Below are 11,636 nucleotides of genomic sequence, written 5' to 3'. Positions count from 1 at the left end.
GACTGGAAGTACTTCATGCAGGAATAGGCGCCCGCGATGTTGTCGCCGCCGATGCCGTCGATCTCGTCTTCCGTGACGGAGATGGTCAGCAGGGTCTGCTTGTTGAGGTCGATACCGGCCGCCTTGAGCTGCTTGTAGAACGCCACGTTCGAACCGCCGACGACGTCGGTGAAGATCACGTCGGGCTTGGTGAGCTTGATCTTGTTGATGACCGAGTTGAACTGCGTGTGGCCCAGCGGGAAATATTCCTCGCCGACGACCTTGGTCTTCAGCACGTTCTCGATGTGCTTGCGGGCGATCTTGTTCGAAGTGCGCGGCCAGATGTAGTCCGAGCCGATGAAGAAGAACGTCTTGGCACCCTTCTCCTTGGTCACCCAGTTGAGCGACTCCAAGATCTGCTGCGTGGCTTCCTGGCCGGTATAGATGACGTTCTTGGACTGCTCCAGACCCTCGTAGAAGGTCGGGTAGTACAGCAGGCCGTTATACTGTTCGAATACCGGGAGCGCGGCCTTGCGCGAGGCGGAGGTCCAGCAGCCCATCACGGCGGCGCAGTGGTCGTTGACGAGGAGCTTCTTGGCCTTCTCGGCGAAGGTCGGCCAGTCAGAGGCGCCGTCTTCCTGGATGATCTTGATCTTGCGGCCCAGCACGCCGCCCATCTCGTTGATCTGGGCGATGGCGAGCTTCTCCGCCTGGATCGATCCGGTCTCGGAGATCGCCATCGTGCCGGTGGCGGAGTGGAGGATGCCGACGGTGACTTCGGTATCGGTCACCGCGAGGCCGGTGGTGTTCACCGCCGAGGTCGGAGGGGCCGCAGCGAAGGCGCTGCGCGGCATCAGGGCCATGGCCGGAATGCTCGCCAGACCCATGAGAAGTTTGCGACGGAGGGCCGAGTGCGGTCCGTGCTCGTTGTCGGCTGCCATCCTGCGTGAACCCCTTCCAGGAAATGTCCCGCCGGCTCCCGCATAAGGCGGGCCGTTGCGGATGGCGGAAGCTAGGCGTGATGGCGCGGCGCAGCATATACGCTGTTTTGCGTAGGGTGAGAGGCTGAATGGCCCTCCTCCCCAGCGGATCTCGGGCTTGCCCGAGATCCGTCGAGCTTGTGGGGAGGAGTTGGAGGTGGGGGTGGTTGGGCGACCCTCCGCTTACGGAGGCTGGCGGAGCCACCCCCACTCCTAGCCTCTCCCCACAAGGGGGAGAGGGACGCGCTATGCGTGAAACAGCAGATGTGTGAATCCCGTAGCCCCATGAAGGGAGGCCTCGACGCGGCTCTCCTGGTGTACCAATGTCTCCCGGCCCCGCGGCACGGGGATTGCTGATCGACCGCCGTTTGCCCGTGACCCCATGCGGGCCGGCCCTTCCCCCCACGTGACGCCGACCGGGCAGACTGAACGACCCCATGAGCGGCCGCCAGCAGATTCCCCCGATCCGGCGAGCCTATAACCGCTTCGTCGCGGACGAGACCCTCGAGGATTACGCCCTTCGCTTCACCGCCAAGAAGGCGCGGCGCTGGTCGAGCCTGCGGGTGGCGCAGACGGCGCTGGGCTCGCTGTCGTTCCTGGCGCTGGAGGCGATCGGCGGCACCCTGGTCCTCGCCACCGGCTTCACCAACACCGTGACGGCGGTGCTGTTCGTGGGCGTGCTGATCTTCGCCACCGCCGTGCCGATCAGCCTCTATGCGGCGCGCTACGGCGTCGACATCGATCTCCTCACCCGCGGGGCCGGTTTCGGCTATCTCGGCTCCACCATCACCTCGCTGATCTATGCGAGCTTCACCTTCCTGTTCTTCGCCATCGAGGCGTCGATCATGGCGCTGGCGCTGCAACTCTGCCTCGGCCTGCCGCTCTGGATCGGCTATATCGTCAGCGCGGTCGTGGTGATCCCCCTCGTTATCTACGGGATCAGCCTGATCAGCCGGTTCCAGATCTGGACACAGCCGCTCTGGATCGGGCTCAACCTCCTGCCGCTCGGCTTCATCGCGTGGAAGGGCGGCCCCGCCCTCAGTAACCTCCTGTCCTATCCGGGGACGTCGGAAGCCGTCGGCTCGATCTCCACATTCATGGGTTACCCGATCTCGGGCTTCGACCTCGCCCAGTTCGGCCTCGCCTCCGGCATCCTCCTCGCATTGCTGGCGCAGATCGGCGAGCAGGTGGATTTCCTCCGCTTCGTGCCGCCGGCCGAGACGTCCGACTCGGGGAGCAATCCGCGCTGGTGGCTCGCCGTGCTCGGGGCCGGGGCGGGCTGGATCCTGCCCGGCATGTTCAAGATCATGCTCGGGGCCTTCCTGGCGGTGTTGGCCCTGGGACAGGGCGTGCCGCACGAACAAGCGGCCGAGCCGACGCAGATGTACGTGGTCGCCTTCGGCCACGTCATGCCCTCGCGGGAGGGGGCGGTGCTCCTCACCGGCCTGTTCGTGGTGATCTCGCAGCTCAAGATCAACGTCACCAACGCCTATGCCGGCTCCATCGCCTGGTCGAACTTCTTCTCGCGCCTGACGCATAGCCATCCCGGCCGCGTGGTCTGGCTCGTCTTCAACGTGGCCATCGCGCTGCTGCTGATGGAGCTGGGCATCGACAAGACCCTCGCCAGCACGCTCTCGCTCTACGCCGTGGTGGTCTCGGCCTGGGTCGGCGCGCTCTCGGCCGATCTGGCCGTCAACAAGCCCCTCGGCCTGTCGCCGCCGGGCATCGAGTTCAAGCGGGCGCATCTCTATGCCGTGAACCCGGTCGGCACGGGGGCCTCGGCCCTGGCGCTGCTCGCCGGTTTCCTCGCTCATGCGGGCCTGCTCGGCGCGGGACTCCGGAACTTCGCACCGCTGCTCTCCCTCGTCACCGCCTTCGCGGCGGCGCCCGCCATCGCCTTCGCCACCGGCGGACGCTACTATCTCGCGCGGCCCGCCATCGCCGATTGGGGCGCCCGCGCGGAGATCCAGTGCACCGTCTGCGAGCATCCGTTCGAAGGCGAGGACATGGCCCATTGCCCTGCCTATGCCGGGCCGATCTGCTCGCTCTGCTGCTCGCTGGACGCTCGCTGCGGCGACCTGTGCAAGCCGCATGGCCGTCTGGAGGCACAGGCCCAGAGCGCGCTGACCCGGATCATGCCGGCCAAGACCGCCGCCTGGATCGGGGCGCCTCTCGGGCGCTACCTCGCCCTGATGCTCACGCTGGTCTCGGTGATCGGGCTGATCCTCGGGATCGTCCATGCGGGCATCGCCACCGCCCAGCCCGAGCATGGCGAGACCCTGCGCGCTGCGCTGACCAGCGTGTTCTTCATTCTCGTGGTCATCCTCGGCATCGTCGCCTGGCTGTTCGTCCTCGCCCAGGAGAGCCGCCGCGTGGCGCAGGAGGAGACCGCCCGCCAGACGGCCCTCTACGAGGCCGAGATCGAGGCCCACAAAATCACCGACGCCAAGCTGCAGCAGGCCAAGGAGACGGCCGAGGCCGCCAACCTCGCCAAGAGCCGCTACGTGGTGGGCATGAGCCACGAGCTGCGCACCCCGCTCAACGCCGTCCTCGGCTACGCGCAACTGCTCGAGGGCGACGACGACATCCCGGCCCCGCGCCGCAACGGCATCCGCGTCATCCGGCGCAGCGCCCAGCACCTGTCTGGCCTGATCGATGGCCTCCTCGACATCTCCCGCATGGAGGCGGGGCGTCTCCAGATCCACCGCAACGAGTTCCGCCTCGCCGAATTCCTGGACCAGATCGTCGACATGGTCCGGCTCCAGGCCAACGCCGCCGGCCTCGAATTCCGGTTCTCGCGCCCGCCCACGCTGCCGGCCGTGGTAGCGGCGGACGAGAAGCGCCTGCGCCAGATCCTGCTCAACCTCCTCTCCAACGCGATCAAGTTCACGGAAACCGGCTGGGTCGCCCTGGAGATGAGCTATCGCAGCCAGGTGGCGGTGTTCTCGATCCGCGACAGCGGTCTCGGCATTCCCGAAAGCGATCTGCAGCGGATCTTCGGACCCTTCGAGCGCGGCTCGCTGCCCGCCGCCCGCAACACGCCGGGAACCGGGCTCGGGCTCACCATTGCGCATCTCCTCGCCCAGGTGATGGGCGGCGAGGTCAGCGTGGAGAGCGAGGTCGGCCGTGGCACCTGCTTCAGCCTCCGGCTCATGCTGGCCTCGGTACACCGTCCGGCCGGTCCCAAGCCTGCGGAGCCGTCCGAGCGTGCCGCCGGCAGCCGGCGGGAGAGACCGGTCCATGTCGGGCCGCCGCGCGTGGTGCTGGTGGCCGACGACGATGCCGCGCATCGCGCCCTCATGCGCGAGGTGCTCGAACCGCTCGGCCTCGTCGTGCTGGAATCCCCCGACGGGCCGCATTGCCTGAACCTGGCGATGGAGCGGCGGCCCGACATCATCCTCCTCGACATCGCCATGCCGGGGATGAGCGGCTGGGCCGTGGCCAAGGCCCTGCGCGACGGCGGGCTCTCCTCCCGCATCGCCATCATGTCCGCCAACGTCCACGAGATCAGCCCGATCCGGGGCGACGACGCCCCGCATGACGAGATCATCCCGAAGCCCTTCGACCTGCGCGACTTCCTGGAGCGGATCGACCGGCTGCTGGCGCTGGGCCAGCCCGCCCCGCCCGCGCCCGCCTTGGCCGAGGCTCCGCCCCGGAGCGGACGAGGCGGCGAATCCCTGCGCCAGGACCACATCGCCGAGCTGATCCGCCTCGGCCGGATCGGTCATGTCCGCGGGATCGAGGCCAAGCTGACGGAGCTCGAAGGCCAGTCGGCCATGCCCGCCGAGATCGCTGCGCAGATGCGCGGGCTCGTCGCCTCCTACGACCTCCGGCGCTACGTGCGCGTCCTCGAAGGGATGCGCGATGGCTGAGATGCAGCGCGACATCGTCCTCGTCGTGGACGATTCCCCCGAGACCCTGAGCTTCCTCACCGAGGCGATCGAGCGTTCCGGCGCCACCGTCCTGGTGGCGGTGGCCGGCGATCTCGCCTTGGCGCTGGTGGAAGAGATCACCCCCGACATCATCCTGCTCGATGCGATGATGCCCGGCATGGACGGGTTCGAGACCTGCCGCCGCCTGAAGGCGCGCAGCGACCTCGCCCTCGTGCCCGTGATCTTCATGACCGGCCTGTCCGAGACCGAGCATATCGTGAAGGGCCTGGAGGCGGGCGGCAGCGACTACGTCACCAAGCCCATCGCCCCCGACGAGATCCTGGCCCGCATCCGCGTGCATCTGGCGAGCGCGCGGGCCGCGCAGAGCGCCCGGGCCGCCCTCGACACGACCGGCCGCACGCTCTTCGCCGTGGATCGCCAGGGCACCGTCCTGTGGAGCACGCCGCAGGCCGCCCGTGTGCTGGCCAAGCTCGGCGACGGGGGCTCGCGCCTGCCCGAGGCCGGCCGTTCCTGGCTCGCCGAACAGCTGAAGGGCGGCAACGCGGCCTCCGTCACGCTGCCGGATACGGAAGGCGCCACCCATAGTCTCAGCCTGATCGGCACCACCGGCGACGAGGTGCTGCTGCGCCTCTCCCGCGATGCTTCCGCCAGCGGCATCGAGCGCCTGCGCGCCAACCTGCCGATCACCGCCCGCGAGGCCGACGTGCTGTTCTGGTTGTCGCGGGGCAAGGCGAGCCGCGATATCGGCGACATCCTCGGCCTGTCACCGCGCACGGTGACGAAGCATCTGGAGAGCATCTACGCCAAGCTCGGCGTCGAGAACCGCACAGCCGCCTCGATGATCGCCTCCCGCTACATCGACGATCAGGCCTGAGACCAAGCCTCGACCTGCCCTAAAGCAGGCGAACACCGGATTTCGAGACTGCCCATCTCGTATCCCCATCGGCTGAACGGTTCAGGTACCGGCGCGGGCCCCTTCTCCTGAAAGGAGGGCTCTCCTACGGGCCCGGCGGCCCTTGGGAACGACGGTATCTCGCCTGCCACCGGTCCTGAAAGCTTACCGGATGCGGCAGGATACGAGTTACAAGGAAGCCCGTCGCGCCTCATGTCGAACCCTCTTGGATAGGGCGAACAAGCGTCGAGCGGATGTATGAATCCAGTCGCCCCCGGGCGGAGATCCTTCGGCCTTCGGTAGCGCGGGCGTGTCGGGACGGGAAACCGGAAGCGGAAATGTGCGCGTTCGCACGCTCCTTCTCCCGGCGCGCCGGGTTGGGCCTGACGATTGTTGACATTCATCAGGCGTAACGTAGGTTCTGGTCATGGCCGGAGCGGGCGCCGCTCAACGGAAACACCGCCCCCTCGTTTCTTTTGAGTGGCGTACCGCTCCGGTCCTTTTTCTGAAGCTGATCCTCCCCGAGAAGACAGCCGTCACGCCCTCTCGGCGTGGCGGCTTTCTCGCGTTCTGCTTGTGCTGCGATGGTCTTCCGAGGTAGCGACCTCGCATCGGATCACGAGGACGCCCCCGTTGAGCACCCGCGCATGTTGCGCTCTCGCCCTCCTCATCGCCCTGGCGGGGGCTGGATTGCGCCTCGTCGTGCCGGTGACGCCGACGGATGCGGCCTATCACGCGGTGGTCGAGGCCTATCCGTCGAAGCCGCTGCCCTGAGGGCTTCGAACGGCCCGCCGCCCGCACCCTGGAAACAGCCCGGAAACTTCCGCGCCGCACTGGCGTCGCAATAGTCCTGCATCTCTGGCAGCGATGCTGAGCGAACGATCGACGGGCAAGGCCCCCCGGCAAACGTGCACGATTTCTTGCGCGGTTCTGGATCGTCGCCCCGCTGCGTGGTGGTCGCGCCCCCTGTTCCGTCGGGACTCCCGTCTCCATTTCGGTCAGACTGCGTGGTGCCGGTCGGAAACGAGCGGCCGGATTGTCGAGGCATGAACGAACAATCGCCCATCCGGACCGAGACGGCCCGGCAAATCGGACCTGAGGCACCGGCGCCCACGCGCCGGCGAAGCCGCACGGGGACGTGGCTCATCCTGCTCCTCCTTCTCGCGGGGGGCGGCGCGGCCGGCTACCGGTACTATCTCGCGCCCAAATCTGCGACGGAGACAGCCGCCGACGGCGCGCCCGCGCGCGGCAAGGGCGCCCGTGGACGACCCGGCGACATGGCCCAGGCTGTGGGCGTCGCCACGGTCTCGGCCGGCGAGATCCCGGTGGTGCTGTCGGGCCTCGGCACGGTGACGCCGCTCGCCACCGTGACGATCCAGTCGCAGATCAGCGGCTACCTCATGGAGATCGGCTTCCGCGAGGGCCAGACCGTCAAGAAGGGCGATTTCCTGGCCCAGATCGACCCGCGGATCTACGAGGCGCAGCTCGCCCAGTATCAGGGCCAGCTCGCCCGCGATCAGGCGCTGCTGCAGAATTCGAAGCTCGACCTCGCCCGCTTCCAGCGCCTCAGCCTGCAGGATTCGATCTCCAAGCAGAACGTGGACACGCAAGCGGCCCTGGTGAAGCAGAACGAGGGCACGGTCGCCATCGACCAGGCCCAGGTCGACCAGCAGAAGCTCAACATCGCCTATACGCGCATCGTCTCGCCCGTGGAGGGCCGCGTCGGCCTGCGCCAGATCGACCAGGGCAATTACGTCACCGCCGCGTCCACCAACATCGTGGTGGTGACGCAGCTGCATCCGATCTCGGTGGTCTTCACCCTGCCCGAGGACGACGTGGCGCGCGTCATGCGCCGCCTGCGCTCGGGCGCGAAGCTCACGGTGACCGCCTACGACCGGGGCGATGCCAACGTGCTCGCCACCGGCACCCTCGACACGGTGGACAACCAGATCGACACCACCACCGGCACGGTGAAGCTGCGCGCCCTGTTCGACAACAAGGACGAGAGCCTGTTCCCGAACCAGTTCGTCAACGCCAAGCTCACCGTGGACATCGTGCGGGACACGCCCATCATCCCCACCGCCGCGATCCTGCGTGGCACGCCGGGCGCCTACGTCTACCTCCTCGACGGCGACGACAAGGTCGTGGTCCGCCCGATCACCGTAGGCGAGGCCGAGGGCGCCCGCACCGCCGTCACCAAGGGGCTGGCGGTGGGCGACCGAGTCGTGGTCGACGGGACCGACCGCCTGCGCGACGGCGCCAAGGTCCGCGTCACAGAGGGCGGCAAAGGCCAGCCGGCGCCCCCCGGTGAACCTGCGGCGCCCGGCCAAGCGGCACCTGCAGCCGACGCCACGGCCACGACATCGACGCCCGCCGCCGGGACACCTCCCGAAAACCCGCCGCAGAAGCGCGAGCGCCGCAGAGAGCGGCCGGCGGCGCAATGAGCGCCTTGTCGCCTATGACTGGCGCGCTGTTCGACGCATCCATGGGCGCACCGGACGTCACAGTGATCCGTTTCCCGACGAAGGCTTGGCCGGATCGCACGGGTGACGCGGGTTCCCTTTCCTGGAAGGAGAGGGACAGGGTGAGGTGTGTGACCCTTCCGGAGATCGACTACACCTCACCCCAACCCTCTCCTTCCAGGACAGGAGGCACGGGGCGCTTCACGCCGACGGCCGGGCAGGTCCGAGATCCAATGGGGGGAGGGCTCGCCCCATGAACCCGTCCCGCATCTTCATCCTGCGGCCCGTGGCCACCACGTTGTTCATGCTGGCGATCCTGCTCGTCGGCATGGTGTCGTACCTGAACCTGCCGGTCTCGGCCCTGCCGTCGGTGGATTACCCGACGATCCAGGTTCAGACCTTCTATCCCGGCGCCAGCCCCGAGGTGATGACCTCTGCCGTGACGGCACCGCTCGAGCGGCAGTTCGGCCAGCTCGCCAACCTCAACCAGATGACCTCGCAGAGTTCCGCGGGCGCGTCGGTGATCACGCTTCAGTTCAGCCTGGATCTCGGCCTCGACATCGCCGAGCAGCAGGTCCAGGCGGCGATCAACGCGGCGGGCAACCTCTTGCCCTCCGACCTGCCGGCGCCGCCGGTCTACGCCAAGGTCAACCCGGCCGACGCGCCGATCCTGACCCTGGCCCTGACCTCCACGACGATGCCGCTCACCGAGGTGAGGGATCTCGCCGAGACGCGGCTCGCCCAGAAGATCAGCCAGGTTTCCGGCGTCGGCCTCGTCAGCATGGGCGGCGGCCAGCGCCCGGCCGTGCGCGTGCGCTTCAATTCGCGGGCGCTGGCCGCCTACGGCCTCAACATCGACGACCTTCGCACCACCATCACCAACCTCAACGTCAACACGCCGAAGGGCACGATCGACGGGCCGACCCAATCCTACGCCATCAACGCCAACGACCAGATCCGCGATCCGAAGGCCTACGAGCAGGCGATCATCGCCTACAAGAACGGCTCGGCGGTGCGGCTGTCGGACGTCGCCGACGTGGTCAACGGCCCGGAGAACACCAAGCTCGGCGCCTGGATGGACGAGACGCCCGCCGTCATCCTCAACATCCAGCGCCAGCCCGGCGCCAACGTCATCGCCACCGTCGACAAGATCAAGGCGCTGCTGCCCCAGCTGCAGGGGACGCTTCCCGCGGCGATCAAGGTGACGCCTCTCACCGATCGCACCACCACCATCCGCGCCTCCGTGCACGACGTGCAGGTGGAGCTGGCGCTGGCCATCGGCCTCGTGGTGCTGGTGATCTTCCTCTTCCTGCGCAGCCTGTCCGCGACCCTGATCCCGAGCCTGTCGGTGCCGCTCTCACTGATCGGCGCGCTCTCGATCATGGACCTCTACGGGTTCTCCCTCGACAACCTGTCGCTGATGGCGCTCACCATCGCCACCGGCTTCGTCGTCGACGACGCCATCGTGGTCATCGAGAACATCGCCCGCCACGTGGAGGAGGGCGATTCGCCGATGGAGGCGGCCCTGAAGGGCAGCCGCGAGATCGGCTTCACCATCATCTCGCTCACCGTCTCGCTCATCGCGGTGCTGATCCCGCTCCTGTTCATGGGCGACGTGGTGGGGCGCCTGTTCCACGAATTCGCGATCACGCTCGCCGCCACCATCGTGATCTCGGCGGTGGTCTCGCTCACCCTCGTGCCGATGCTGTGCGCGCGCCTGCTCAAGCACGCGCCGGAGGCCAAGCGCCGCGAAGGATTTATCGCGCGGACCGGCCGGCGGGCCATGGACGGGGTGATCTCCGGCTACGGGCGGATGCTGCGCGTGGTGCTCAACCACCAGGGCCTGACCCTCGTCGTCACCCTCGCCACCATCGCGCTCACCGCCTACCTGTTCGTGGTCATCCCCAAGGGGTTCTTCCCGGTCCAGGACACGGGCGTGATCCAGGGCGTGACCCAGGCCGACCAGACCGTCTCCTATGCCGAGATGGCCGACCGCCAGCAGCAACTCGCGCGGATCGTCCTGCAGGACCCGGATGTGGCGAGCCTGTCTTCGTTCATCGGCGTCGACGGGCAGAACGTGACGCTCAATTCCGGCCGCTTCCTCATCAACCTGAAGCCGCACGAGGGCCGCGCCACCGATGCCAGCGCGATCATCCGCCGCCTGAAGGAAGCGACGCGCGGGGTCGCCGGCATCCGGCTCTACATGCAGCCGGTGCAGGACCTCACCATCGACACGGCGGTGAGCGCGACGCAGTACCAGGTGATCCTGGAGAACCCGAACCTCTCCGAGTTCGAGACCTGGGTGCCGCGCTTCGTCCAGGCGCTGCAGCGCTCGCCGCTGCTGTCGGACGTGGCCAGCGACCTGCAGGGCAACGGGCTGGCGGCCTACGTCACCATCGACCGGCCCACCGCCGGCCGCTACGGCATCACCCCCGCCACCGTGGACAATGCGCTCTACGACGCTTTCGGCCAGCGCATCGTCTCGACGATCTTCACCCAGTCGAACCAGTACCGGGTGATTCTTGAGGCCGACCCGGACCTGCACAAGACCCTCGACAGCCTCAACGGCATCTTCCTGCCCTCCTCCACGGCGGCCTCGGGGCAGGTGCCGCTCTCGGCGGTGGCGCGGATCAGCGAGCGCCGGGCGCCGCTCCTCATCAGCCATCTCGGCCAGTTCCCGGCCACCACCGTCTCGTTCAACCTCGCCGAGGGGGTGGCGCTGGGCGATGCGGTGAAGACGATCGAGGCGGCGCGGACAGAGATCGACCTGCCGCCGAGCTTCCGCGTGGTGCCGCAGGGCTCGGTCTTCGCCTTCCAATCGGCGCTCTCGAACCAGCTCTTCCTGGTGATCGCAGCCATCGTCACCGTCTATATCGTGCTCGGCGTGCTCTACGAGAGCTTCGTCCACCCGATCACGATCCTCTCGACCCTGCCCTCGGCGGGGATCGGCGCGCTGGTCGGCCTGATGCTCTACGGGCTGCCGCTGGACATCATCGGCGTCATCGGCATCGTGCTCCTCATCGGCATCGTGAAGAAGAACGCGATCATGATGATCGACTTCGCGCTCCAGGCCGAGCGCGAGGAGGGCATGGCCCCGCGCGACGCGATCTACGAGGCCTGCCTCCTGCGCTTCCGCCCGATCCTGATGACGACGCTCGCCGCCCTGTTCGCGGCGGTGCCCCTCATCCTCGGCACCGGCGTCGGTTCCGAACTGCGCCAGCCGCTCGGTATCGTCATCGCCGGCGGCCTCATCGTCTCCCAGGTCCTGACCCTGTTCACCACCCCGGTGATCTACCTCGCCTTCGACCGCCTGGAGCGGCGGTTCAAGCGCGGCGGCGGCGCGAAGGCTGCGGGGGTGACGCCGTGAACCGGGCTGCCGACTTCCCTCCCCCCTCTTCGGGGGAGGGTGGCCCCCGGAGGGGGTCGGGAG

General features: G+C 68.0%; 6 protein-coding genes. 5 read left to right on the top strand and 1 reads right to left on the bottom strand.

From position 1 onward, the window contains the following. Positions 1-920, bottom strand: a 920-nt coding sequence (locus MBTS_RS03520) for a transporter substrate-binding protein (protein ID WP_192215084.1), incomplete at its 3' end; no start/stop codon positions are given. 476 nt (positions 921-1,396) lie between these two features. Here MBTS_RS03520 and MBTS_RS03515 point away from each other — a divergent pair. The 5 genes from MBTS_RS03515 to MBTS_RS03495 all read left to right on the top strand — a co-directional run bounded on the left by MBTS_RS03515 (position 1,397) and on the right by MBTS_RS03495 (position 11,573). Beyond that, positions 1,397-4,831, top strand: coding sequence for a hybrid sensor histidine kinase/response regulator (locus MBTS_RS03515; protein ID WP_147831123.1), 3,435 nt, complete (start codon positions 1,397-1,399; stop codon positions 4,829-4,831). Further along, entirely contained in the window at positions 4,824-5,726 is a 903-nt protein-coding gene (locus MBTS_RS03510; protein ID WP_147831121.1) for a response regulator transcription factor, read from the top strand. Before MBTS_RS03515 ends, MBTS_RS03510 begins: the two co-directional genes overlap by 8 nt. A gap of 651 nt (positions 5,727-6,377) precedes the next feature. After that, a complete protein-coding gene (locus tag MBTS_RS03505; protein ID WP_018045742.1) occupies positions 6,378-6,518 on the top strand; it encodes a hypothetical protein in 141 nt (46 codons plus the stop codon). A 272-nt stretch (positions 6,519-6,790) separates the two neighbouring features. Then, a complete protein-coding gene (locus MBTS_RS03500) occupies positions 6,791-8,188 on the top strand; it encodes an MdtA/MuxA family multidrug efflux RND transporter periplasmic adaptor subunit (RefSeq protein WP_147831119.1) in 1,398 nt (465 codons plus the stop codon). A 271-nt stretch (positions 8,189-8,459) separates the two neighbouring features. Next, positions 8,460-11,573, top strand: coding sequence for an MdtB/MuxB family multidrug efflux RND transporter permease subunit (locus MBTS_RS03495; protein ID WP_192215083.1), 3,114 nt, complete (start codon positions 8,460-8,462; stop codon positions 11,571-11,573). Positions 11,574-11,636: the final 63 nt, after the last annotated feature.

It is taken from the genome of Methylobacterium bullatum (genome assembly GCF_014845095.1).
GTDB classification, from domain to species: Bacteria; Pseudomonadota; Alphaproteobacteria; order Rhizobiales; family Beijerinckiaceae; genus Methylobacterium; species Methylobacterium bullatum.
This window is presented reverse-complemented; position numbering and strand designations above follow the sequence as displayed.